This window comes from Daeguia caeni, from assembly GCF_042653845.1.
Lineage (GTDB): Bacteria > Pseudomonadota > Alphaproteobacteria > Rhizobiales > Rhizobiaceae > Brucella > Brucella caeni.
Genome location: NZ_JBHSEL010000001.1, coordinates 96659 through 121077 on the forward strand (window position 1 = coordinate 96659; position 24419 = coordinate 121077).

Sequence of the window (24419 nt, forward strand, 5' to 3'; positions counted from 1 at the left end):
AACCGGAAACGGCGTTTGAAAAAGTCTGGCGGGCAGACCGGAAAACCGGTCAGCCTGATATCCAGCTTATTCCTTCGGCTCAAGAACCTGACGGCCGCGATACATACCGCTCTTCAGATCGATATGATGCGGACGACGCAGTTCGCCCGAGTTCTTGTCTTCAACATAGGTCGGTGCCTTCAGCGCGTCGGCCGAACGGCGCATACCGCGCTTCGACGGAGAAGTTTTTCGTTTTGGTACTGCCATGGATCCAGCTCCACTGATCGGTCAATAAACGTCCGGCACGGCCCCGGTGGAGCCTGTCACAGCGGACAAAATTCCGGAAAGTCACGTGCCTATACACGCTCTCGCGCCATTTGACCAGTCGGACTCGCATTTTTTTTCAATTGATCCTGTTATTGGACACAAGTGACATAGGGCCCGGAGCGCAGCGCACGTCGCTGCACGATATTGGCAATGCGTTGCATGTTGCGCGTTGGCTTGGCCGGATTGCGCATGATCGGGTTCGGCAGGGTCACGGCCAGAAGCGCTGCCTGCCGTGCATTCAGCTTCGATGCCGGGCGGTTGAAATAATGCTGGGCGGCTGCCTCAATGCCATAAATGCCCGGTCCCCATTCGGCAATGTTGAGATAGATCTCCATGATCCGGCGTTTGGACATCAACAGATCAGCCGCCAACGCCAGCGGAAATTCCAGCCCCTTGCGCAAATATGAACGCCCGTTCCAGAGAAACAGATTCTTCATCGTCTGCATGGTGATGGTCGATGCGCCCCGGCTTGGCCCCCCATCACCTGCATCATCAAGCACAAGGCTCAGCTGATGCCAGTCGACGCCGCCATGACGGCAAAACTGGCCATCCTCTGCCATCATCACGGAATTGATGAGAACTGGCGCGATATCGTCAAGATCCACCCAGCGCCGTTCGACCGATTGCAGCATCACCGTATCGCGCATCATCAGCGTGGAAACGGGATGAACAAAAGGCAGGGAATAAACCAGCATCAAGACAAGCGGAAGAAGTGCCAGACCCGCCGCAACAATGCCGGCGACCCTCAAGCGCCGTCCCCAGACCGGACCGGCAAGAGAACCGCATCCATCCTTGGCCCTGATGACAAGTCTCGACACATCCACGGTCCAGCCACTTTCAACCAGTTTACGCCACCGCGACGGGAAGCTGTAAAACCCTTAACAATATATTACCCGATTCCATAAACAGACACACGGCACAAGGCGCAAGGCCAGAAAAACGGCCGGTTTGATGAAAGCCTGCTGAAAAAGCCTGTCGACAAGCCCCTTGATGGTTGACCGGCGCACCGCTTTCGTCCATCCCCATTTCATGGAAAACGCAGCTTTCGATTTCACCCATCGCCTGCACCTGCATGCGGCCGCTGTTGAGGCCATGCTGGACAGGCTTCTCGACCGGCATCCGCTCAATGGCGAGATTGCCCGCCCTGAGCGTCTCCTCGCAGCCATGCGCCATGGCGTACTGAATGGCGGCAAAAGGCTGCGACCTTTTCTGGTGATCGAAAGTGCTGCCCTGTTCGGCCATCGTGGCGAAGCGGTCATGCGTGTTGCCGCAGCCCTTGAATGCATCCATTGCTATTCGCTGGTGCATGACGATCTGCCCGCCATGGACGATGATGACCTGCGCCGCGGCCAGCCAACCGTGCACAAGGCCTTTGACGAGGCTGCAGCCATTCTGGCAGGCGACAGCCTGCTGACTTACGCCTTCGACATCATCGCAGCCGATGAAACCGAACTGAGTGCCGATATCCGCGTAAAACTCATTGCCGCGCTGGCGCGCGCCGCTGGCCTTGGCGGCATGGCAGGCGGTCAGGCGCTTGACCTGATGGCGGAAACCCGCAAACCTGATGAGGCCGGCATTATAATGTTACAGGCGATGAAGACCGGCGCACTGATCCGTTTTGCCTGTGAAGCTGGCGCGATCATTGCCAATGCACCGCGCGAAGAGCGCGAACGAATGGCCGAATTTGGCTCGGCCATTGGTCTTGCCTTCCAGCTTGCCGATGATCTTCTCGATGTCACAGCCGATGCTGCCGCCATGGGCAAGGCAACCGGCAAGGATGCCGCCGCAGGCAAGGCAACGCTTGTCGCCATACATGGCGTGGACTGGACGCGCAAACAGCTTTCCGGCCTTGTTGCCCAGGCAGAAGAGCTGCTTTCTCCCTTTGGCAAGGAGGCAGCCCTGCTCAAGCAGGCCGCCCGTTTCATTGCCGAACGGCAGAACTGATCCATCAGATCAGGACGCAGCCTTTCTTCCAAGTCCGAAACGGTTTTCGATATAGTCGGCAACCATTTTCTGGAATTCTTCCGCAATGGCCGGCCCGCGCAGGGTGGTCACCTTCTTGCCCTCGATGAAGACGGGAGCTGCCGGCGTCTCACCCGTGCCCGGCAATGAAATGCCGATATCGGCATGTTTGGATTCGCCCGGCCCATTGACGATGCAGCCCATGACGGCAACCGACAGGGCTTCCACACCCGGATATTTCTCGCGCCAGATCGGCATATTGCGCCGGATGTCTTCCTGAATGGTCTGTGCCAGTTCCTGAAACACAGTCGAGGTCGTGCGCCCGCAGCCAGGGCAGGCCGCGACAATCGGAATGAACTGGCGGAAGCCCATCGTCTGCAACAATTCCTGCGCCACCTGCACTTCGCGCGTGCGGTCTCCCCCCGGCTCCGGCGTCAGTGAAATGCGGATCGTGTCGCCAATGCCCTGTTGCAGCAAAATGCCCATCGCGGCCGATGAGGCGACTATGCCCTTGGTGCCCATGCCGGCTTCGGTAAGCCCCAGATGCAGCGCATGGTCACAGCGCGCCGCCAGCATCGTATAGACGGCAATCAGATCCTGCACCTGACTGACCTTGGCCGACAGAATGATCTTGTCACGGCCAAGCCCCAGTTCCTCTGCCAGATTGGCCGAAATCAGCGCCGACTGAACGATCGCCTCACGCATGACTTCCTGTGCGCTCAAGGGCGCGCCTTCCGCCTGATTGCGATCCATCAGCGTGGTCAGCAATTCCTGATCGAGCGAACCCCAGTTGACGCCAATACGCACCGGCTTGTCATGGCGGATGGCCATTTCAATAATATCGGCGAACTGCTTGTCTTTCTTGTCCTTGAAGCCGACATTGCCCGGATTGATACGATATTTTGCCAGCGCCTGCGCGCAGCCCGGATGGTCAGCCAGAAGCTTGTGACCAATATAGTGAAAATCGCCCACCAGCGGCACATTCAGCCCCAGCCGTTCCAGACGCTCACGGATTTTTGGCACGGCCGCAGCCGATTCATCGCGGTCCACCGTCACGCGCACGATCTCGGAGCCTGCGCGATGAAGGGCGGCCACCTGCGCAACCGTCGCATCCACATCCGCCGTATCGGTATTGGTCATCGACTGGACGACTATCGGCGCACCGCCGCCAACGACAACACCGCCAACATTGACGCCAACAGACTGGCGGCGGGGAAAGGGATGTGAAAAATAGTGAGGGGTCGCGGAAGACATGATGCTCTGTTCTAAAAGGCCTGAACTGAGGAAATCTGCGCGGGAGGCGAGCGCCAGCGCAATCGGTTCGCCCCTATATAATCACTTGCTACGCCCTTGTCGCCCACTCATTCACACTGTTTTTTGCAACAAAGGCGCTTCACATTATCGCCCCCCCCGGATTTAATGCCTGCGGTCGGCATAACGGGCAAGACCGGAACAGGCAAACACCACCAGAAGCAGAACCGGCAAGGACGCAAAGACCACGCCAAACCCATGATGTTCCGCAACAAAACCAATCAGTGATGGCGCAACCAGAATGCCGGAATAACCGAGCGTGGTGACCACCGACAGACCGATGCTCGGATTGACACCCGGAATGTTGCCAGCCATGGAAATCACGATCGGCACCATGTTGGAAATGCCGATGCCGCACAGCGCAAAGCCAAGAATCGCCAGATAGGCATTTTCCGCAAAGCCAACCGTCAGGAGGCCGGCAATGGCAATCACCGTACAGATGCGCAGCGTCTTGACCGCGCCCAGCCGGTCGCGCACCACGTCGCCGGCAAAGCGCATCGCGGCCATGGACAGCGAAAAAGCCGCAAAGCCAAAGCCTGCCAGCGTGACGGAAGCGCCCAGATCGCGCTGCATGTGAAAAGCCGCCCAGTCGAGAATGGCCCCTTCAGGCACCATGGAAAACAGCGCCATCAGGCCGACCAGCCAGAGTAGCGGCTTGCGCGGGAATGTCAGTTTTGGCTTCACGCTTGCCTGATGATGCGCGTCATCCGGATTGACCCATGGCCAGGCAATGGCCATCATAACGGCCGCCATCGCCGTTGCAATCAGCGCATGTGCGGTTGAACCCAGATAGGCGATGAAAAAGCCACCCGTTGCTGAACCGATCAGGCCGCCAAGGCTCCAGAACGCATGGCAGGATGACATGACAGCACGGCGCAGGGATTTTTCCACCGCCACGGCATTGGCATTCATCGCAACATCCATCGCGCCGATTATGCCGCCAAAATAAAACATCACCACAACTGCGCTTGCGACATTGGGCACCAGCGAAATGATGAGCAGAGACGGTATGGTGGCAAGCGCACATAATCTGACGACAAAGCCCGATCCGCGTCGTGCGGAAAAGGCGCCGGTGAAAGGCATCATGGAAAGCGAGCCAAGACCGAAGATCAGGAGCATCAGCCCCATCGCCCCGCTATCAAGCCCCAGCCGTGCGGCAAATTCCGGTATTTTCGGGGCCCAACTGCCAAAAATGTAACCATTCATCAGAAACAGCAGCGAAACGGCAATGCGCTCGCGCGCAAAAGGCGAACCCTTTACAAGCGTGGTGCTGTTTTCATAACCACCGATCTGACTGCCCAACCGCTCCATCACGCCCTCAATTGCACTTCACATCAGCGCAAACCAGGCGGATGCCCCGATATTGCACTTTCATCCCTGCCAGTCTGGCGCGTCATATGCCGCACGCCGAAAGGCAGCCCACGTTTTGCCATATGCCTGCCCTGGAATCCGCCCGTTTGCCAAGCCAGTCCCAAGACAGCTGTTTCTCAACAGCCGCTGAAAAGATCAAGGGCTTGGAGTCAGCAGATGAATCAAATTCTGAAGTAATACTACTATAACATGAAACCTGTCATATCAGCGCGGTATAATACGGATATGTAATAAAATTTCAGGCCGAAATGTGAAGCTCATGCCCGAGGGGCGGTTTTTACGCCTGTCTCGCAACAAAGCAGTTCCAGGAAAAGTGGAAACCGGTTTTCCATCCGGAACAGTGAAACGATAATATGTTGCAACAGTTCAGCTTTCCGTAAAAGCGGAATTGCTCTCCCCTACGCAAGAGCAGCCTAGCTCCGGCTCAAGGCCGTCGCCGTACCAGAAAGGATGAGTGCGCCGCCCCCTGCCCGCTTGGCCCAGAGCCGCGCTCTGGGTGCGGCAAGAAATGCACGCGCGCGCGATGCCGCCAGCGCATAAATCCCATCAGTGCAGGCAACCACCAGCGTAAAGGTTGCAATCAGAATGGCTGCCTGCGACCAATAGGAACACTGCGTATCAATGAATTGCGGTGCAAAGGCCACAAAGAACACAATGGTTTTCGGATGAAAAACGCCAACCGCAATATTGCTCAAGAATGCAAGCCGCGGCGAGATTGGCTGGCTTTCAACCACAGTCCCGCCCGATGGTTCGGCGCGGCTTTTCCACAGTGCAAACAGCCCCAGCCCGATCAGATAAAGCGCACCCGCCCATTTGAGAATGGTGAAGGCGGTTGCAGAAGCTGCCAGCAAAGCGCCAACACCGGCAAGGGACAGGGTCATGGCGAGGAAATTGCCGACCGCCATGCCCGCCACCGAGGCCAGCGCCGTGCGCGTGCCGGAGCTGATGGCATAGCCGATAATGCTCAAAACCCCCGGCCCCGGAATAAGCCCCATGACGAGCGAAGCCAGAACAAATCCGATCCACAAATGCATGTTCATTGGCCTGCCCACTGCCTGATCATCAGGCATCATAAACGATGAGAAGATCCTTCGCGTCGATCTGCTCGCCCGGCTTGACGAGAACTTCCGCAATGGTTCCATCGCGTTCGGCATGGATGGCGGTTTCCATTTTCATGGCTTCGATGGAAAGAAGCACATCACCCTGCGTCACTTTCTGGCCTGCCGTGACCATCACGGTCGAGACCACACCGGGCATCGGCGCGCCAACCTGGGACGGATTGCCGGCTTCCACCTTGCGGCGGACACCGCCAGTCGCTCCCTTGGCACGGTTCGGCACCTTGATGCGGCGAGGCTGGCCATTCAGCTCGAAGAACACGGTTACCATGCCCTTCTCATCCGTCTCGCTGATCGCCTGATTGACGATCACCAGCGTCTTGCCGCGTTCAATATCGACAAAGACCTCTTCTTCCGGCTTCAGCCCATAGAAATAGACAGGTGTCGGCAGCGCACTGGTCGGGCCATAGGTTTCCTGTGCTGCGGCAAAGTCGGTGAAGACCTTCGGATACATCAGCGCCGAGGCAAATTCCTGATCCGTAATCTTGCGGCCAACCGTCTTTTCAAAGGAAGCGCGTTCCGCATCCAGATCAGCCGGCGGCAGAAGCGAGCCGGGGCGCACGGTAAACGGCTTTTCCCCCTTCAGCACCTTCTTTTGCAAGGCCGCCGGCCAGCCTGACGGTGGCTGACCCAGATCACCGCGCATCATCGAGACAACCGAATCCGGGAAGGCAATATCCTTGTCCGGGTTCTCGACATCGGCAACCGTCAGATCCTGGCTTACCATCATCAACGCCATATCGCCAACCACCTTGGAGGATGGTGTGACCTTGACGATATCGCCGAACATCCTGTTCACATCCGCATAGGCCTGCGCCACCTCATGCCAGCGCGTTTCAAGGCCAAGCGAGCGTGCCTGTTCCTTGAGATTGGTGAACTGCCCGCCCGGCATTTCATGCAGATAGACTTCCGATGCTGGCCCCTTGAGATCGCTTTCAAAGGCCGCATACTGATTGCGCACGCCTTCCCAATAGAAGGAAATGCGGCGCAGCGCATCCATGTCGAGCTCCGGATCGCGCTCGGAGCGTTCAAGGGCTGCAACAATCGAGCCAAGACATGGCTGCGACGTATTGCCGGAAAGCGCATCCATTGCCGCGTCGATCACATCCACCCCGCTTTCGACCGCAGCCAGCACCGTTGCCGCCGAAATGCCCGACGTATCATGAGTGTGGAAATGGATCGGCAGGCTGGTTTCCTCGCGCAGCGCCTTGAACAGGACCCGCGCCGCAGCAGGCTTCAGCAGCCCCGCCATATCCTTGACCGCAATCATATGCGCGCCGGCCTTTTCCACTTCCCTGGCCAGATTGACATAATAGTTCAGGTCATATTTGGCGCGTTCCGGATTGAGAATATCGCCGGTATAGCAGATGGCGGCTTCGCAGATCTTGTCTTCTTCCAGCACCGCATCCATCGACACGCGCATATTCTCAACCCAGTTGAGGCTGTCAAAGACGCGGAACAGGTCGATGCCCCCGCGCGCGGCCTCACGGACAAAGTATTTCACCACATTGTCGGGATATGACTTGTAGCCAACGCCGTTTGCGCCGCGCAGCAGCATCTGCAGCAGGATGTTCGGCGCGCCTTCGCGCACCAATGCCAGACGCTCCCATGGATCTTCAGTCAGAAAGCGCATGGAGACGTCAAAGGTCGCCCCGCCCCAGCATTCGAGCGAGAACAGGTTTGGCAGCGCCTGAGCATAGGAACGGGCAATGCGGGCAATGTCATAGGTACGCACACGTGTTGCCAGAAGCGACTGATGCGCATCTCGCATCGTCGTATCGGTAATCAGCACACGCTTTTCATTGCGTATCCACTCGGCAAATTTCTTTGGCCCAAGCTTGTCCAGAAGCTGCTTCGTGCCATCAGCAATCGGCTTGTCGCCAAACCATGGTATGCGGGGCTTTGCCGCATCCTTGGGCGGCATGGCCCGGCCCTTGGTTTCCGGATGGCCATTGACCGTCACATCGGCAATGTAGGTCAGAAGCTTGGTCGCGCGATCCTGCCGCTTGACCTGCTGGAACAATTCCGGCGTCGTATCGATAAAGCGCGTCGTATAGTCGTTCGATTGGAATTTCGGATGATTGATGATCGCTTCAAGGAAGGTAAGATTCGTCGCAACACCGCGAATGCGGAATTCACGCAAGGCCCGATCCATACGCCGGATCGCCTCATAAGGTGTCGCCCCCGATGCCGTGACCTTGACGAGCAGCGGATCATAATAGCGCGTAATGACAGCGCCCGAATAGGCCGTACCGCCGTCAAGACGAATGCCGAAGCCCGATGCCGAACGATAGGCCTGAATGCGTCCGTAATCGGGAATGAAATTCTGTTCCGGATCTTCCGTGGTGATACGGCATTGCAGCGCATGGCCATTGAGATGAATGTCTTCCTGCCGCGGCACGCCTGATTCCGGCGTGCCAATGGCATGACCATCCATGATGTGGATCTGTGCCTTGACGATATCAATGCCGGTGACGACTTCCGTCACCGTATGTTCGACCTGAATGCGCGGATTGACCTCGATGAAATAGAATTTGCCTGTATCGGCATCCATCAGGAACTCAACCGTTCCCGCGCCGACATAATCCGTCGCATGCGCAATCTTCAGCGCATATGCGGCAAGCTCCTCGCGCTGTGCATCATCGAGATAGGGGGCGGGCGCACGCTCCACCACCTTCTGGTTGCGGCGCTGGATCGAGCAATCGCGCTCATAAAGATGAACCGCATTGCCATGCATGTCTCCAAGGATCTGCACCTCAACGTGACGTGCCCGCTCAATCAGCTTTTCGAGGTAGACTTCATCCTTGCCAAAGGCAGCCTTGGCCTCGCGCTTGGCCTCTGTCACTTCGCGCGCAAGATCAGCCTCTGAGCGGATGACGCGCATGCCGCGGCCACCGCCGCCCCAGCTTGCCTTCAGCATCAGCGGATAGCCGATTTCGGCTGCCAGCCGCTTCACTTCTTCCATGTCGTCCGGCAAGGGCTCGGTTGCCGGCACCACCGGCACACCGATCTCGATCGCCAGATTACGGGCAGCAACCTTGTTGCCGAGACGGCGCATGGTCTCCGGCTTCGGTCCGATGAAGATGATGCCATTCTCAGCACAGGCTTCGGCAAATTCCGGGCTTTCCGACAACAGACCATAGCCGGGGTGAATGGCATCAGCCCCGGAAAGCTTTGCCACACGGATCACCTCATCAATCGACAGATAGCTTTCGATCGGCCCCAGATCACGCTCCAGATGCGGCCCGCGCCCAACCTGATAGCTCTCATCCGCCTTGAAACGGTGCATTGAAAGTTTGTCTTCCTCCGCCCAGATCGCAACCGTTTTCAAGCCCAGTTCATTTGCCGCGCGGAAAACGCGGATTGCTATTTCAGAACGATTGGCAACAAGGATCTTTCGGATAGGCAAGACAGTTCTCCCAAGCTGTAATAACATTGTGCATTGTGCATAACTTGCGTCGGAGTTTTATGCAACAAGCTGATCGGCATGCTTCCCCGGCACGCAAGCCTGCCGGATAGGCATGCGCAACAGAATGTGGGCGCATTCCGCATGATTTCGTGGCATGGGAAATGCGACACAGGGCTGATCCGCACTCTGCAAGCAGATATGCGAAACGGCCTTCACACCAGATTTTGTTCCTCCATCACAATCGACTTCCTCGTCCGCACAGCAAAAATGCGCATACCGGCAATGAGCTGCATGTCCGGACGCCCAGGAGTGTAAGCATATTTTTGCAATCTTCCAGAAAATACTGAACACAAAAGAAAATGCCCGGCAATTGCCGGGCATCTCCTTGTCCAGTTGTCTGGCAGATTACTGCTGAACGTAGGTGTACTTGCCGTCCGGGCCCTTTTCCCACTTGTACATGACGTAACCAGGCAGCTTCGGATCGCCCTTTTCGTCATAGGAGAGTTCGCCAAGAACGGTCTTGAACGGACCCTTTTCCTTCAGAGCCTTGGCAATTTCCTGCGGATCATTGGAGCCTGCAGCCTTGGCAGCGTCAGCCAGCGACTGAACGGCTGCGTAGGAATAGAGCGTGTAGGCTTCCGGTTCGAAACCTTCCTCGCGGAACTTCTTGACCAGCTCAGCATTGTCCGGGTTGTTGCGCGGATCCGGGCCGAAGGTGTTCAGCGTACCGGCAACTGCATCGCCAGCGATCGAAGCCAGCTCATTCGAGACGATACCGTCGCCCGAGATGAACTGAACCTTGAGGCCCTGGTCAGCGAGCTGACGCATGATCAGGCCGGCTTCAGCGTGCAGACCACCCCAGTACAGAACGTCAACGCCCTGCTGCTTGAGCTTGGCGATCAGGGCCGAGAAGTCCTTTTCACCAACATTCACGCCTTCATAGACGGCTTCCTGAATGCCGAGATCATTGAGGGTCTTCTTGGTTTCGTCAGCCAGACCCTGACCATATGGGGTCTTGTCATGGATGACGGCAATCTTTGCGTCCTTGAAATTGTCGGCAATGTACTTGCCGGCAACAATACCCTGCTGGTCGTCACGGCCGCAGGTGCGGAAGGTGTTCCACAGGCCACGTTCGGTATAGACCGGATTGGTTGCAGCTGGCGAGATTTCGAGAATGCCGTTTTCGGCATAGACTTCGGAAGCCGGGATCGAAACGCCCGAGTTGAAGTGACCGATAACAGCCTTCACACCGTCAGCGGCAAACTTGTTGGCAACCGAAATACCCTGCTTCGGATCAGATACGTCGTCGCCGATGGTCAGAACAATCTTTTCACCGTTGATGCCACCGGCATCATTGATTGCCTTGACAGCAGCTTCAGCGCCTTTCTGGATCTGCGCACCGTAAACAGCGTTCGGACCGGTGATCGGAGCGCCGATGCCTACAAGGAAATCAGCCCAGGCAGAACCGCTGAAAGACACAAGCGCAGCAAGTGCAACGCCAGAAAAAAGAGACTTTCTCATTTATGCAACTCCCATTGTTTTAATAACCCTCAAGACGATGCTACCCGCACCGCTCTACAATTGCGCTGAATACTCAGCAATATCTACGCTGAAGCATGGATCTGTCAACGTAATCTTTTGATATTCATCTACCTCATTTCAGGAAATGAAAATTTACTTTGCCTTCCAGGTAAGTGGCGATGATTTCTCATAAAGCCAGCTATATTGGCGAACCATTTGCTTGGTGCGTGTATAGCGATAACCAACCGAGCCGATGATGATCAGGACAATCGTGTCGACAATGTAATAATGCAGTGACAGCAATGTTCCGCCAAACAGGGCATAATGGATGAAGCGAACAGCCGCCCCAAGCGGGATCATATAGACCAAGAACTGCACATAGCTGCGCCACGTCGAAGCGCAGGCACGTCCCGTCATCCATGCGGCCCAGCCGCCAAGAAGGCAGGTGATGAAGAAAAACAGCCAGAATGATGGCTCTTCGTAAAGAATACCCTGCATGATTTCCTCCTAATGCCTTCCGCCTTCGAGATAGGCAGCACGCACTTCCGGATCGGCCAGCAGCTCGCGGCCGCTGCCACTCATCGTGATCGAACCATTGACCATGACATAGCCACGATCCGCCAGCTTCAATGCGCCGAATGCGTTCTGCTCGACGAGAAACACCGTCAGCCCCTGTTTCCTGTTCAGCTCCTTGATGGCTTCAAAGATCTGCTTGACGATCAGCGGTGCCAGACCAAGTGAAGGCTCGTCCAGCAGAAGAAGCTTGGGCCGCGCCATCAGCGCGCGGGCAATGGCCAGCATCTGCTGCTCGCCACCCGAAAGCGTACCGCCACGCTGATGCAACCGTTCCTTCAGACGCGGAAACAGATCAAACATCATCTCCACGTCTTCTTCGAAATATTGCTGGTTGTCGAGGCTCGCGCCCATCTGGAGATTTTCCAGCACCGTCATGCGCGGGAAGATGCGACGGCCTTCCGGTGACTGCGCGATGCGCAGCTTGGCGATCTCATGCGGCGGCAGACTGGTGATGTCACGTCCGCCAAACAGGATGCGGCCACTGCGCGCACGCGGTGAACCGAAGATGGTCATCATCAGGGTCGACTTGCCGGCACCGTTTGCACCAATGAGGGCAACGATTTCACCTTCATTGACCGTGAGTTCAATGCCCTTGAGCGCGCAAATATTGCCGTAATAGGTCTCGACCTTGTCAACGACGAGAAGCGGCTGTTTCGTCTGCATGGTTTCTGCCTGCATCATTCTGCCCCCTTCGTCTTCTTGTCCGACGCATCGGCGGCTGCATTGTCTTCACTGAGTGAAGCTTCCTCCTCGACGAGCAATTCCGCCACCGCAGCAGCCGGATCCGCAACGCCGTGATGTTCAGCTTCCTCAATCAGTTCGGCAACTTCATCATCATCGACACCGAGATAGGCCGCAATGACGCGCGGATCATTGCGCACCTCATCAGGCGTGCCGTCAGAAATCTTCGTACCATATTCCAGAACGATGACATGGTCGGAGATTTCCATGACCACCGACATGTCATGCTCGATCAGCAGAATCGACGTGCCGGTCTCATTGCGGATATCGAGCAGAAGCTTGTTGAGCTCTGCCGATTCGCGCGGATTGAGACCTGCCGCCGGCTCATCAAGACAGAGGATTTCCGGCTCCGTACACATGGCGCGGGCAATTTCCAGACGACGCTGGTCACCATAGGGAAGATCACCGGCCGGATCGTCGGCCCGATCAACCAGATTGATCTTTTCAAGCCAGTAGCGCGCCTTCTCCTTTGCCTCTTCCGCTGCCTTGTGATAGCCAGGCAGCCCCAGCAGGCCAAGGATGGTGTAGCCGGAAGCACGCATCAGCGTGTTGTGCTGGGCAACCAGCAGGTTTTCCAGAACCGTCAGGCCCGAGAACAGGCGGATATTCTGGAAGGTACGCGCCACCTTTGCGTGCTTGGTGATCATGAAGTCAGGCAGACGTTCAAGCAGGAACTCCTCGCCCGTCTTGCTCTTCATGGTGAGCTTGCCACCCGTCGGCTTGTAGAAGCCGGTGATGCAGTTGAACACCGTGGTCTTGCCTGCACCGTTCGGGCCGATGATTGCTGTGATATCACCACGCTTCACATCGAAACTCAGGTCGTTGATGGCGATCAGACCGCCAAAACGCATGGACAGATGTTCAACCTGAAGAATGGTGTCCTTGTTCGATTTGCCAGACATAATTTTCGTCCCCGACATCAGCCATGCCCTTCCTTGGTAAAGGCACCCGACACCATCTTCCTCTCGTTCAGGAACGCACTTGGTTCCCGGCTTCCGACAAAGCCACGCGGCTTCCAGACCATGACGACAACCATGGCAAGACCGAAAATGAGCATACGATAGAGTTCAGGCGTGAAGTCTGGGCCAAAAATGAGTTTGAGGAAGCTCATTTCACGCAGGATTTCCGTGCCGCCAATCATCACGACAGCAGCAATCGCGATACCGACCAGAGAACCCATGCCACCCAAAACCACAATGGCCAGAATGACAGCAGACTCGATGAACACGAAGGATTCCGGGCTCACGAAGCCCTGACGCGCAGCAAAGAACGAACCGGCAAAGCCGCCGAACATGGCGCCCGTGGCAAAGGCCGTCAGCTTGGTTGCCGTCGTGTTGATGCCAAGCGAGCGGCAGGCGATCTCGTCCTCACGCAGTGCTTCCCACGCACGGCCAACCGGCATGCGGCGCAGACGAACCGTCACAAAGGCGGTCAGCAAGGCCAGGAACAGGATGACGTAATAGAGGAAGAACTTGTAATGCGCCGGCGAGAAGGTCAGGCCGAAAGTTGCGGCAAAACCATTCGGGCTCGCATTGAAGGGAATGCCGAAGAAGGTTGCCTTGGCAATGCCCGAAATACCGAACGTACCCTTGGTCAGCGCCGTCCAGTTGATGAGGACAAGACGGATGATTTCACCAAAGGCAAGCGTCACGATGGCGAGATAGTCGCCGCGCAAACGCAGAACCGGAAAGCCCAGCATGATGCCCCAGCTTGCCGCCAGAAGACCGGCGACCGGTAGAAGCACCCAGAAAGACAGGCCAAAATAGTTCGACAGCAGCGCGTAGGAATAGGCGCCAACCGCATAGAAGGCGACATAACCGAGGTCGAGGAGACCTGCCAGGCCAACCACGATATTTAGACCCCATGCCAGCATGACATAGATCAGGATCTGGATGCCGAAATTGTCGACCCATTTCAGCGAACCCTGCCAGCCAAGGGCAGAGACACAGAAAATCGGATAGATGAACAGAAAGGCAATCGCGATCTTCGAGAAATGCCGTTTGAAGGCGCTCTGTTCGGTGACGAGACCGACAGGCTTGGCGTTCTTGATACGCTTTCGCTCATCAAGCCAGGGCTGAAGGAATGCGATGAAGAGGAAACGGCCAACGGCAGCAAGCGCCACCATGACGGCAAGCAATCCCCAGCGCTGCACCAGCACCAGCTCGTTATTGATGTTCTGTTCGGTCTTGAAACCGACGATCAGAATGAAAAGCCCAAGCGCCAAAAGCGCTGAATAGAAGGCTTCACGCAGTGCCCGGCCAAAAAGGGAATCCGGGCGTGAACTTGACTGAACAGCCATGATTACACCTTTTCGACTTCAGGACGACCAAGAATGCCGGAAGGCATGAAGATCAGAACGATTGCGAGGATCGAAAAAGCAGCCACATCCTTGTAATCGATCGTGAAATAAGCCGACCACAGCGCCTCGATGAGTCCGATCAGAAGACCGCCGACAACCGCACCCGGCAGCGATCCGATACCGCCAAGAACAGCCGCCGTGAACGCCTTGACGCCAGGAATGAAGCCGTCAGCAAAAGAGATCACGCCATAGAAGGTGAGATAGAGCGTACCGGCAACGGCTGCGAGCATGGCACCCATGACGAAGGTCAGCGAAATCACCCGGTCAACATTGATGCCAAGAAGCGAGGCCATCTTGCGATCCTGCTCACAGGCGCGCTGTGCGCGACCAAGCGAGGTCTTGTTGACGACATACCAGAAGATGGTGAGCAGAATGGCCGTGACGACAATCACGACAATCTGCTTGAGCGAGATCGTGACACCTGAACCGAAGAGTTCAAACGAACCACTCAGAAGCTGCGGAACCGGCTTATTGCGTGGACCCTGCGTTACCTGAACGAAGTTCGAAAGAGCAATCGACATGCCAATTGCAGTAATCAAGGGTGCCAGACGGAACGAACCACGCAGCGGCCGATAGGCAACGCGCTCAATGGTCCAGCTCCACAAGCCAGTCAGCACCATCGCAACAATCATCATTAAAAAGAGCATTAACCAGACCGGCAATGCTCCAATGAATGTCATGATGATAAGGAAAACGATCAGCGCCATGAACGCGCCGAGCATAAAAATATCGCCATGAGCAAAGTTGATCATGCCAATAATGCCGTAGACCATCGTATATCCGATGGCAATCAGGCCATAGATCGAACCGAGCGCAAGCCCGTTGATCACCTGCTGGAAAAAATAGTCCATTGATAAGCCACCCATTTGCTAACCGAGGAATTCCGCGCATCTTTATTTCGTGCGGTTAATCATTTTCTTCGGATTTATAACACCTAACCGTTGCGATCAGGAATGCAAGCCCATTTTCACGGCAACCATAAACAAAACGCTAATCAGCTAGGCAAAGCAAACAATTTCACTACATTTTTTCGTTTTAATACCCATATCCACCGAGTTTCACCCCTGAAAACAGACTAATCACTATGCCATACACCTATAATAATTCGATTTGTCCGTGAATTTTGCTACCGTACCAACTTCATGAAAAATACGAATGGGGGAATGCACATTGGGAATTTGTGGAAAAAACCGGCAATTTCCCCATCCCATCATAAAGAATAGGCAAGCTGCAAACAATTCAGCCCTTGCCATAAATCACAACAGGTCCATTTTGACAGTAAAAATATAGTATTACACTTAGTAATCATAGAACTATACATATAAACATATTTTTATCTCACGCGTCGCCTGATGGGATTGCCATCAATGCAATTGCAACTCCATCACGCATTGATCGCGCATGTCAGACTTCAGGCCACCTGACATGACAGGCAAGAATATCTGAAATAACAATGGGTTATACAAGATTTCGCCAATCTGCCAAAAATTTTGAGCCCCATGCATTGCCGGATGATGATTTGGCCGCGTACTTATTATCGTGAATTGATCGCGCTGCAGCGATGACGCAGTCAATGTCACACCGAGCTGCACTGAATTGTGAATTGCCAGCACGACCATGCCTTGCCGCAAGGATTTAGAAAAATTCATGCATAAAAGTTGAGCAATATTGCAGCATAAAAAAACGGGCCGAAGCCCGTTTTCATGTCCTTGCCATCAGGCCGGCAGGATCGCCCCCTGCAGCGTCATGAGCTGATAGAGGAAGGTCTCTGCCTTGGTGCGATGTTCCTCGCTTGACGCATTGTCGAGCATACGACGTGCTTCATCAATACGGCGTTGGATATCGCTGTGATCAACCTCATCCACATGGGTTGCAGATTCGGCGAGCACCGTGCAGCCTTCAGGCGTGATGTCGGCAAAGCCGCCAAAAACCACGTAAGAGTCGGACTTGCCATCGGCCAGCTTAACCGTAACGACACCCGGCATGATTGTCGTCATGAGCGGCGAATGACCGGCGAGAGCCGTCAGATAGCCTTCGCTACCCGGAATGACCACTTCGGTCACCTGCGTGGAAAGCAGGAGTCGTTCTGGCGACACGAGTTCGAATTGGAAAGCTTGAGCCATGGTTCTCACTTGAATTTCTAAATGAAAGGGCCTTCACGGTGGCCTTGCGGCCCACCGGAAACGCAATTCATTAAGCAGCTTCTGCTGCCAGCTTCTTGGCCTTCTCGATGGCTTCCTCAATGGTGCCGACCATGTAGAAGGCAGCTTCCGGCAGATGGTCATATTCACCTGCGCAAAGCCCCTTGAAGCCCTTGATCGTGTCCTTCAGGTCAACCAGCTTACCTGGCGAACCGGTGAAGACTTCAGCCACGAAGAACGGCTGCGACAGGAAGCGTTCGATCTTGCGCGCACGGGCAACGGTGAGCTTGTCTTCTTCCGACAGTTCGTCCATGCCCAGGATCGCGATGATGTCCTGGAGAGCCTTGTAACGCTGCAGGATCGACTGAACCTGACGGGCAACTTCGTAGTGCTCTTCACCAACAATCTTCGGATCAAGCATACGCGAAGTCGAGTCGAGCGGATCCACAGCCGGATAGATACCCTTTTCTGCGATCGAACGCGACAGAACCGTCGTGGCATCGAGGTGGGCGAACGAGGTAGCAGGTGCTGGATCGGTCAAGTCGTCGGCAGGAACGTAAATGGCCTGAACCGAGGTGATCGAGCCCTTGGTCGTCGTGGTGATGCGTTCCTGCATCGCGCCCATGTCGGTTGCCAGCGTCGGCTGATAACCCACAGCCGAAGGAATACGGCCGAGCAGAGCCGACACTTCCGAACCGGCCTGCGTGAAGCGGAAAATGTTGTCCACGAAGAACAGAACGTCCTGACCCTGGTCGCGGAAATATTCGGCAACCGTCAGACCCGAGAGAGCAACGCGGGCACGTGCACCCGGAGGCTCGTTCATCTGACCGTAAACCAGTGCGGCCTTGGAGCCTTCACCGCCACCGAGCTTGTTAACGCCCGATTCGATCATTTCGTGGTAAAGGTCGTTACCTTCACGGGTACGTTCACCAACGCCTGCGAAGACCGAATAACCACCGTGGGCCTTTGCAACGTTGTTGATGAGTTCCATGATGAGAACGGTCTTGCCAACGCCTGCACCGCCGAACAGACCGATCTTGCCACCCTTGGCATATGGAGCCAGAAGGTCGACAACCTTGATGCCGGTGACCAGAATTTCAGCTTCAGTCGACTGTTCCGTATAGGCCGGAGCTGGCTGGTGAATGGCGCGCATCTGCTTGGTCTTCAGCGGGCCTGCTTCGTCAACCGGCTCGCCAATGACGTTCATGATGCGGCCGAGCGTTTCTTCGCCAACCGGAACCATGATCGGATTGCCGGTATCGCGCACTTCCTGACCGCGAACCAGACCTTCGGTCGAGTCCATGGCGATGGTGCGGACAGTGTCTTCACCGAGGTGCTGGGCAACTTCGAGAACCAGACGGTTGCCCTGATTGTCTACTTCAAGTGCGTTGAGGATCAGCGGCAGCTGGCCTTCCTCGAACTTGACGTCAACAACAGCGCCGATGACCTGCGTGATGCGGCCAATGCCGGCCGCCGGAGCAGCGGCAGTTTTTGCTGCAGTGGTCTTAGGAGCGGCCTTCTTGGCCGGCGCCTTAGCCGCTGGCGTTGTTTCGGCCGCGGCGGTAGTTTTAGGGGTCGCTGCTTTTGCCATCGATCCTTTTACCTTCCGATTAGAGCGCTTCCGCGCCCGAAATGATTTCGATCAGTTCCTTGGTGATCTGCGCCTGACGCTGGCGGTTGTACGTGATCGACAGTTTGTTGATCATGTCACCCGCATTGCGCGATGCGTTGTCCATCGCGCTCATCTTCGCGCCCATCTCACCAGCAACATTTTCCAGCAATGCGCGGAAAATCTGCACCGAGATATTACGCGGAATAAGCGTGCTCAGAATTGCTGCAGGGTCAGGTTCATATTCGTAGATCGCATCACCTGCTGCCTCTGCCGCAGCCTCGCCAGCCGAAGCCGGGATCAGCTGCTGGGCAGTCGGAACCTGGCTGATCACCGACTTGAATTCTGAATAGAACAGGGTGCAGACGTCGAAAGCGCCTTCCTCAAACAGCTTGATGATCTTCTGACCAATCTGGTCAGCATGAACAAAGGCGAGCTGTTTGACTTCACGCAGATCGACGTGATCAATGATCACCTTGGAGAATTCGCGGCGCAGAATGTCTGCGCCCTTCTTGCCAACCGTGATGATCTTGACCGTCTTGCCTTCAGCAAGGAGCTTGCGGGCATGATCGCGCGCCAGACGCGCGATCTGCGAGTTGAAACCACCGCAAAGACCACGTTCGGCCGTGCAGACAACGAGCAGATGGACATCGCTCTTACCCGTACCAGCCATCAGAGCCGGCGCATCTTCGCCGCTGACGTTCTGCGCAATATTGGCGAGAACGGCACTCATGCGCTGCGAATAAGGCCGTGCGGCCTCAGCAGCTTCCTGAGCACGGCGCAGCTTCGCCGCGGCGACCATTTGCATCGCCTTGGTGATTTTCTGCGTCGCCTTGACCGAGGCGATACGGTTTCTCAGATCCTTTAGTGAAGGCATCCGTTCATCCCGTCACAAAATTCAAGCAAAGGACTTGGCGAAGCTGTCGATCGCTGCCTTGAGCTTTGCCTTGATGTCGTCGGTGAGTGCCTGCTCGGTGCGGATTGCATCCAGCACATCCTTGTGCTCGGTGCGCAGCGAAGCAAGAAGGCCTTCTTCGAACTTGCTGACCTGGTTGATCGCCAGCTTGTCGAGATAACCGTTAACACCTGCGAAGATCACGGCAACCTGTTCTTCCGTCTTGAGCGGCGAGAACTGCGGCTGCTTGAGCAGCTCGGTCAGGCGGGCACCACGGTTCAGCAGGCGCTGCGTTGCAGCGTCAAGGTCAGAACCGAACTGGGCAAAGGCCGCCATTTCACGATACTGGGCAAGCTCACCCTTGATCGAACCGGCAACCTGCTTCATCGCCTTGATCTGAGCGGCAGAACCAACGCGCGAAACCGACAGACCGACGTTAACAGCCGGACGGATACCCTGATAGAACAGGTTGGTTTCAAGGAAGATCTGACCGTCGGTGATCGAGATCACGTTGGTCGGAATGAAGGCCGAAACGTCGTTGCCCTGCGTTTCGATAACCGGCAGAGCGGTCAGCGAACCAGCACCATTCTCGTCGTTGAGCTTTGCAGCGCGCTCGAGAAGACGGGAGTGCAGGTAGAAAACGTCGCCGGGATAAGCTTCACGGCCCGGAGGACGACGGAGCAGCAGCGACATCTGACGATAGGCGACAGCCTGCTTGGACAGATCGTCATAGCCGATCAGGGCATGCTGGCCGTTGTCGCGGAAATATTCACCCATTGCGCAGCCGGCAAACGGAGCCAGATACTGCATCGGCGCCGGATCGGAAGCGGTTGCAGCAACGATGATCGAATATTCGAGAGCACCGCGTTCTTCCAGAACCTTGACGAACTGGGCAACCGTCGAGCGCTTCTGACCGATAGCGACATAGACGCAGTACAGCTTGTCCTTTTCAGGGCCGTTGTCGTGGATCGGCTTCTGGTTCAGGAAGGTGTCGAGAATGATTGCGGTCTTGCCGGTCTGACGGTCACCGATCACCAGCTCGCGCTGGCCACGGCCAACCGGGATCAGGGCGTCGATGGCCTTGAGGCCCGTCGACATCGGCTCGTGAACCGACTTGCGTGGAATAATGCCAGGAGCCTTGACGTCGACGCGGCGACGCTCGGTAGCCTTGATCGGACCCTTGCCGTCGATCGGATTGCCCAGCGCGTCAACGACGCGACCAAGCAGAGCCGGACCGACCGGAACGTCAACGATGGCGCCAGTACGCTTTACGATGTCGCCTTCCTTGATGTCACGGTCGTTACCGAAAATAACGACACCGACATTGTCGTTTTCAAGGTTGAGCGCCATGCCGCGAATGCCACCAGGGAATTCGACCATTTCGCCAGCCTGGACATTGTCCAGACCATATACACGAGCAATACCGTCGCCGACGGACAGAACCTGACCGACTTCGGAGACTTCAGCCTCTTTGCCGAAATTCTTGATTTGCTCTTTCAGGATAGCGGAAATTTCCGCGGCGCGGATGTCCATCAGCCGACCTCTTTCAGTGCAAGCTTAAGAGAAGAAAGTTTTGTGCGAAGGGACGTGTCGATCTGACGCGAACCCATTTTGACGATGAGACCGCCGAGGATCGACGGATCGACGGTGACGTTGATCGTCACGTCCTTGCCGGCAACGCCCTTCAGCGTAGCCTTCAATTCATTTTGCTGGGCTGCGGTAAGCGCATGCGCCGAAATCACATCGGCGGTGACTTCACCGCGATGCTCGGCAGCAATCTTGCGGAATGCAGCAATAATGCCCGGCAGCGCGAACAGACGGCGATTTGCCGCAACCACGCGCAGGAAATTACCGACCAGACCCTTGATGCCAGCTTTGTCAGCAATAGCGCCAATAGCGTTAAGCTGATCTTCGGAAGAGAAAACCGGGCTGGAAATCAGGCGCTTGAGGTCTTCGCTTCCGCTCAAAAGCGCCTCGAAACGGTCAAGATCTTTTTCCACAGCCGCAACGGATTTTACTTCGAGCGCCAGCTCGAAAAGCGATCCGGCGTAACGCTGGGCGACACCTGAAATGAGCGAAGACGTTTCTGCCACGAAAAACCTGCTCTCTGCGTTGTAATCATCTTTTTGGTGGTCCAGAGCCTATTTTGGAACCAAATCGATGATTTTATTGAATGTTTTCGACCAAACCCCTGACGCGCGAGCGCGCCAACATCGAAATGTGAATGCCGTCTAGCATAGACGAAACCGACTCGCAACACGCGAATCCCGGACTTTTGTGCAAGCTTTGCCGCATTTTGCGAACAAAAAAGTCGCACTTGCCACATTAAGGCCGTTCACACGCCTCTTTTACAGCATGCAAGTCTAGCTGACAAAGCCAAAAGCATAGAGCAGAGGTCCTGCCGCAAGCAGGAATTCAACGATGGCGGCCAGCCAGTTCTGCAGGGTCGAGCCCTTGTCCGACAGGATTGAAATCAGTCGGCCGAACAGGGTGAAACCCCAGGCCACGCCAAGCACGAGCCACAGGAATGGCTGTGCGAAAATCAGACAGCCCAGCCCCAGCCCCAGATGGAAACCGGCAAGATTGGCGCGCACTGCGGCAATCGCCTCCGGCCGTTCATTGACCGGCTGCAGGCGCAGCACCTTCAGCATGAGGCCTGGCGCAAAAAGCAGCAGAAGGCCAAACACGGCCGTCACCACAGCAACACTCCATGCCAGCCATTCACCGGTTGTTGTCGGAAGGTAGAACTCCATTTTGATCCCTATTTCTGGCAGATCCATTGCTACAGGAAGCTTTGCGGATCGATATCGACCTGCACGCGGATTGAGCCTCGCTCTTTTGGCCCGGCGGTCAGCATGGCACGGATAAATGCCTGAATATCCGCGCGTTTTGTGCCATGCACAAGGATGCGGAAACGATATCGTCCCCGCACCAGCGCAAGCGGCGCCTCGGCCGGTCCCAGCACGGAAATTTCCGGCGACATTGGCGCAACCCGGCGCAATGCCCGCGCATGGTTTTCCGCATCCGGCCGGTTGTCGGCCGAAATGATCAGCGCGGCCAATCGTCCGAATGGTGGCAGCGCATTGCGCTCTCGTTCCTCAATCTCGCGGGCATAAAAGGCATCGGCATCACCGCTGACAATCGCACGCATCACCGGATGATCCGGCTGATAGGTCTGGATCAGGCCGAGCGATTTTCGTCCAGTTCGGCCGGCGCGCCCCGTCACCTGATTGAGCAGCTGAAATGTGCGTTCCGCCGCGCGCGGATCGCCATTGGCAAGGCCAAGATCGGCATCGACAACGCCCACCAGCGTCATGTTCGGGAAATTGTGCCCCTTGGCAACAAGCTGCGTGCCGATGACAATATCGACCTCGCCCCTGGCAATCGCCTCAAGTTCCATCCGTAGACGTTTGACACCGCCCGCCATATCCGACGAAAGCACAATGATTCGCGCCTCATCAAACAGGGCTGCGACTTCTTCGGCAATGCGCTCGACACCCGGACCGCAGGCCACCAGATGGTCAAGCGTGCCACATTCCGGACAGGCTTCCGGCACCGGTTGATGATAGCCGCATTGATGGCACATCAGCTGGCCACGAAAGCGGTGTTCGACCAGCCAGCTTGAACAGTTCGGACACTGGAAACGATGGCCGCAGACCCGGCAAAGCGTCAAGGGTGCATAACCGCGCCGGTTGAGGAACAGAAGTACCTGTTCGCCCCGCTCCAGTGTCCTGCCCATTTCCTCCGTCAGGGCAGGCGACAGAAAGCGTCCCGGCGGCGGCGGTGAACGGCGCATGTCGATGGTCTTCAGGTCAGGCAGGGCTGCCTCGGCATAACGGCCATGGAGCTTGATTCGCCTGTAGCGCCCCTGATCGGCATTGACCTGGCTTTCGATCGAAGGCGTTGCCGAGGCCAGCACGACCGGAAAATCGCCAATATGCCCGCGCACCACCGCCATATCCCGCGCATTGTAGAAGACCCGGTCCTCCTGCTTGTAGGCCGGATCATGTTCCTCATCGACCACGATCAGGCCGAGATCCTGAAACGGCAGAAACAGCGCCGAGCGCGCCCCCGCCACAACCCTGACCGTTCCTTCCGCCACCTGCCGCCAGACGCGCTCACGCGTGCGTGGAGCAAGATCGGAATGCCATTCGGCTGGCCTTGCCCCAAATCGGTCATGGAAACGGTCAAGAAACTGCTGCGTCAGGGCAATTTCCGGCAGAAGAATCAGAACCTGCCTACCCTGCTTAATCGCTTGTGCCACAGCCTCAAAATAGACTTCCGTCTTGCCCGAACCGGTCACCCCATCAAGCAATGACACGGAAAAGCGTTTTGCGGCCACTGATTCTGCCAGAATGTCGGCTGCTGCCTGCTGATCTTCCGACAGTTCCGCCCGGCCATGGGTAATGTCCGGCATGGCCACCACGGCCGGCGGTGGGAGCATGATTTCCTCAAACACGCCCTGATTTTTCAGCCCGTCAACCACCGTCTGCGAGACACCGGCAGCATGGGCAAGGCCGGAGCGCGTCCATGCCATGCCATCCCTGGCAAGCTCGATCACGCGCGCCCGCGTTTCCGTCATGCGTTCCGGCGCCTGGCCGGTATAGCGCAGCCCCGGCACTGGCGGCTCCGGATCAAAGGCTGCCGGCACACGCAACACCATGCGCGCCACCATGCCCACCGGTGACAGCGTATAATCGGCCGCCCAGCGGATGAAACGCAGCATGTCCGCATGCAATGGCGGGCAATCAAAAACCGCAGATATTGCCCGCAACTTCCTGCCATCTACCTTGTCAGTCTCACCATCACAGACAATGCCAGCCACCTCACGGGGGCCAAGCGGCACACGCACGATCGATCCGGGCTGGACCTGCATCCCTTCCGGCACCATATAGGAATATGGACGCTCGGCCGGCATGGGAACGAGCACCGGCACGACTCGCGGCGCGGGGTCTTCGAACAGTCCTGAAATAAGGTGCGAATCTTGTGACATGATCGCGTGACCTTGACGCGGCTTTGCGCTAAAGAAAAGCCACCTTATGGGACTTAAATGGATTTAACTCCTGAAATTGCCCCGCGATCACACCACTCTACGCAAGAGGA

General features: G+C 56.4%; 21 protein-coding genes and 1 pseudogene. 1 reads left to right on the forward strand and 21 read right to left on the reverse strand.

Translation table 11 applies throughout. The annotated features are described in order from the left end of the window. Positions 1-66: 66 nt before the first annotated feature. The 3 genes from rpmF to ACFO1V_RS00495 all read right to left on the reverse strand — a co-directional run bounded on the left by rpmF (position 67) and on the right by ACFO1V_RS00495 (position 1365). On the reverse strand, positions 67-246 hold the full coding sequence (gene rpmF / locus ACFO1V_RS00485; protein ID WP_119043292.1) for a 50S ribosomal protein L32: 180 nt from the start codon (positions 244-246) through the stop codon (positions 67-69). Between the two features lie 149 nt (positions 247-395). Beyond that, on the reverse strand, positions 396-1124 hold the full coding sequence (mtgA, locus tag ACFO1V_RS00490; RefSeq protein WP_374829830.1) for a monofunctional biosynthetic peptidoglycan transglycosylase: 729 nt from the start codon (positions 1122-1124) through the stop codon (positions 396-398). 28 nt (positions 1125-1152) lie between these two features. Continuing rightward, on the reverse strand, positions 1153-1365 hold the full coding sequence (locus ACFO1V_RS00495; RefSeq protein WP_374829828.1) for a hypothetical protein: 213 nt from the start codon (positions 1363-1365) through the stop codon (positions 1153-1155). Here ACFO1V_RS00495 and ACFO1V_RS00500 point away from each other — a divergent pair. Next, entirely contained in the window at positions 1336-2250 is a 915-nt protein-coding gene (locus tag ACFO1V_RS00500; RefSeq protein ID WP_374829826.1) for a polyprenyl synthetase family protein, read from the forward strand. The two genes, ACFO1V_RS00495 and ACFO1V_RS00500, sit on opposite strands and share 30 nt — an antisense overlap. A gap of 9 nt (positions 2251-2259) precedes the next feature. Here ACFO1V_RS00500 and ispG read toward each other — a convergent pair whose 3' ends face one another. The 18 genes and pseudogenes from ispG to ACFO1V_RS00590 form a co-directional block, all read right to left on the reverse strand. After that, a complete protein-coding gene (gene ispG / locus ACFO1V_RS00505) occupies positions 2260-3522 on the reverse strand; it encodes a flavodoxin-dependent (E)-4-hydroxy-3-methylbut-2-enyl-diphosphate synthase (RefSeq protein WP_374829824.1) in 1263 nt (420 codons plus the stop codon). 162 nt (positions 3523-3684) lie between these two features. Further along, on the reverse strand, positions 3685-4785 hold the full coding sequence (locus ACFO1V_RS00510; RefSeq protein ID WP_374829993.1) for an MFS transporter: 1101 nt from the start codon (positions 4783-4785) through the stop codon (positions 3685-3687). A gap of 578 nt (positions 4786-5363) precedes the next feature. Then, a complete protein-coding gene (locus ACFO1V_RS00515; protein ID WP_374829822.1) occupies positions 5364-5990 on the reverse strand; it encodes a LysE family translocator in 627 nt (208 codons plus the stop codon). 22 nt (positions 5991-6012) lie between these two features. After that, positions 6013-9501 carry a pyruvate carboxylase gene (pyc, locus tag ACFO1V_RS00520; protein WP_374829820.1) on the reverse strand — a complete coding sequence of 1163 codons (3489 nt, stop codon included), beginning with the start codon at positions 9499-9501 and terminating at the stop codon, positions 6013-6015. Between the two features lie 378 nt (positions 9502-9879). Continuing rightward, positions 9880-10995 carry a branched-chain amino acid ABC transporter substrate-binding protein gene (locus tag ACFO1V_RS00525; RefSeq protein WP_374829818.1) on the reverse strand — a complete coding sequence of 372 codons (1116 nt, stop codon included), beginning with the start codon at positions 10993-10995 and terminating at the stop codon, positions 9880-9882. Between the two features lie 153 nt (positions 10996-11148). Next, positions 11149-11493 (reverse strand): DUF6867 family protein, encoded by a 345-nt coding sequence (locus ACFO1V_RS00530; RefSeq protein ID WP_374829816.1) that lies wholly within the window; start codon positions 11491-11493, stop codon positions 11149-11151. A gap of 9 nt (positions 11494-11502) precedes the next feature. After that, on the reverse strand, positions 11503-12249 hold the full coding sequence (locus ACFO1V_RS00535; RefSeq protein WP_374829991.1) for an ABC transporter ATP-binding protein: 747 nt from the start codon (positions 12247-12249) through the stop codon (positions 11503-11505). A 20-nt stretch (positions 12250-12269) separates the two neighbouring features. Continuing rightward, positions 12270-13214: pseudogene (locus ACFO1V_RS00540) on the reverse strand (ABC transporter ATP-binding protein); the annotation flags it as partial. A 17-nt stretch (positions 13215-13231) separates the two neighbouring features. Continuing rightward, positions 13232-14611: a high-affinity branched-chain amino acid ABC transporter permease LivM gene (gene livM / locus ACFO1V_RS00545; protein WP_374829814.1), complete on the reverse strand. Its 1380-nt coding sequence runs from the start codon at positions 14609-14611 to the stop codon at positions 13232-13234. A 2-nt stretch (positions 14612-14613) separates the two neighbouring features. After that, positions 14614-15522 (reverse strand): branched-chain amino acid ABC transporter permease, encoded by a 909-nt coding sequence (locus ACFO1V_RS00550; protein WP_374829812.1) that lies wholly within the window; start codon positions 15520-15522, stop codon positions 14614-14616. Positions 15523-16035: 513 nt separating this feature from the next. Continuing rightward, positions 16036-16290 carry a hypothetical protein gene (locus ACFO1V_RS00555; protein ID WP_374829810.1) on the reverse strand — a complete coding sequence of 85 codons (255 nt, stop codon included), beginning with the start codon at positions 16288-16290 and terminating at the stop codon, positions 16036-16038. A 96-nt stretch (positions 16291-16386) separates the two neighbouring features. After that, on the reverse strand, positions 16387-16794 hold the full coding sequence (locus ACFO1V_RS00560; protein WP_374829808.1) for a F0F1 ATP synthase subunit epsilon: 408 nt from the start codon (positions 16792-16794) through the stop codon (positions 16387-16389). Between the two features lie 70 nt (positions 16795-16864). Next, positions 16865-18403, reverse strand: a complete 1539-nt coding sequence (atpD, locus tag ACFO1V_RS00565) for a F0F1 ATP synthase subunit beta (RefSeq protein WP_374829806.1) — start codon at positions 18401-18403, stop codon at positions 16865-16867. 19 nt (positions 18404-18422) lie between these two features. Then, positions 18423-19298 carry a F0F1 ATP synthase subunit gamma gene (locus tag ACFO1V_RS00570; RefSeq protein ID WP_374829804.1) on the reverse strand — a complete coding sequence of 292 codons (876 nt, stop codon included), beginning with the start codon at positions 19296-19298 and terminating at the stop codon, positions 18423-18425. Between the two features lie 21 nt (positions 19299-19319). Continuing rightward, a complete protein-coding gene (gene atpA, locus ACFO1V_RS00575; RefSeq protein WP_374829802.1) occupies positions 19320-20849 on the reverse strand; it encodes a F0F1 ATP synthase subunit alpha in 1530 nt (509 codons plus the stop codon). Then, positions 20849-21409 carry a F0F1 ATP synthase subunit delta gene (locus ACFO1V_RS00580; protein WP_374829800.1) on the reverse strand — a complete coding sequence of 187 codons (561 nt, stop codon included), beginning with the start codon at positions 21407-21409 and terminating at the stop codon, positions 20849-20851. Before ACFO1V_RS00580 ends, atpA begins: the two co-directional genes overlap by 1 nt. Before the next feature lie 270 nt (positions 21410-21679). Further along, complete coding sequence (locus ACFO1V_RS00585) at positions 21680-22069, reverse strand: AGROH133_08824 family phage infection protein (protein ID WP_374829798.1); 390 nt, start codon at positions 22067-22069, stop codon at positions 21680-21682. A 29-nt stretch (positions 22070-22098) separates the two neighbouring features. After that, the gene (locus tag ACFO1V_RS00590; protein WP_374829796.1) at positions 22099-24309 is read right to left on the reverse strand and encodes a primosomal protein N'; all 2211 of its coding nucleotides are present in this window, start codon (positions 24307-24309) and stop codon (positions 22099-22101) included. Between the last annotated feature and the right edge of the window lie 110 nt (positions 24310-24419).

Bases quoted from the DNA above. Each gene is read 5' to 3' on its own strand.
- ACFO1V_RS00495 (WP_374829828.1), bottom strand. From the start codon at position 1,365: ATGGGTGAAATCGAAAGCTGCGTTTTCCATGAAATGGGGATGGACGAA.
- ACFO1V_RS00535 (WP_374829991.1), bottom strand. From the start codon at position 12,249: ATGCAGGCAGAAACCATGCAGACGAAACAGCCGCTTCTCGTCGTTGAC.
- ACFO1V_RS00550 (WP_374829812.1), bottom strand. From the start codon at position 15,522: ATGGACTATTTTTTCCAGCAGGTGATCAACGGGCTTGCGCTCGGTTCG.
- ACFO1V_RS00515 (WP_374829822.1), bottom strand. From the start codon at position 5,990: ATGAACATGCATTTGTGGATCGGATTTGTTCTGGCTTCGCTCGTCATG.
- ACFO1V_RS00530 (WP_374829816.1), bottom strand. From the start codon at position 11,493: ATGCAGGGTATTCTTTACGAAGAGCCATCATTCTGGCTGTTTTTCTTC.
- ispG (WP_374829824.1), bottom strand. From the start codon at position 3,522: ATGTCTTCCGCGACCCCTCACTATTTTTCACATCCCTTTCCCCGCCGC.
- atpA (WP_374829802.1), bottom strand. From the start codon at position 20,849: ATGGACATCCGCGCCGCGGAAATTTCCGCTATCCTGAAAGAGCAAATC.
- pyc (WP_374829820.1), bottom strand. From the start codon at position 9,501: ATGTTATTACAGCTTGGGAGAACTGTCTTGCCTATCCGAAAGATCCTT.
- livM (WP_374829814.1), bottom strand. From the start codon at position 14,611: ATGGCTGTTCAGTCAAGTTCACGCCCGGATTCCCTTTTTGGCCGGGCA.
- rpmF (WP_119043292.1), bottom strand. From the start codon at position 246: ATGGCAGTACCAAAACGAAAAACTTCTCCGTCGAAGCGCGGTATGCGC.
- ACFO1V_RS00555 (WP_374829810.1), bottom strand. From the start codon at position 16,290: ATGGTCGTGCTGGCAATTCACAATTCAGTGCAGCTCGGTGTGACATTG.
- ACFO1V_RS00510 (WP_374829993.1), bottom strand. From the start codon at position 4,785: ATGAATGGTTACATTTTTGGCAGTTGGGCCCCGAAAATACCGGAATTT.
- ACFO1V_RS00590 (WP_374829796.1), bottom strand. From the start codon at position 24,309: ATGTCACAAGATTCGCACCTTATTTCAGGACTGTTCGAAGACCCCGCG.
- ACFO1V_RS00560 (WP_374829808.1), bottom strand. From the start codon at position 16,794: ATGGCTCAAGCTTTCCAATTCGAACTCGTGTCGCCAGAACGACTCCTG.
- ACFO1V_RS00525 (WP_374829818.1), bottom strand. From the start codon at position 10,995: ATGAGAAAGTCTCTTTTTTCTGGCGTTGCACTTGCTGCGCTTGTGTCT.
- ACFO1V_RS00500 (WP_374829826.1), top strand. From the start codon at position 1,336: ATGGAAAACGCAGCTTTCGATTTCACCCATCGCCTGCACCTGCATGCG.
- ACFO1V_RS00570 (WP_374829804.1), bottom strand. From the start codon at position 19,298: ATGCCTTCACTAAAGGATCTGAGAAACCGTATCGCCTCGGTCAAGGCG.
- atpD (WP_374829806.1), bottom strand. From the start codon at position 18,403: ATGGCAAAAGCAGCGACCCCTAAAACTACCGCCGCGGCCGAAACAACG.
- ACFO1V_RS00585 (WP_374829798.1), bottom strand. From the start codon at position 22,069: ATGGAGTTCTACCTTCCGACAACAACCGGTGAATGGCTGGCATGGAGT.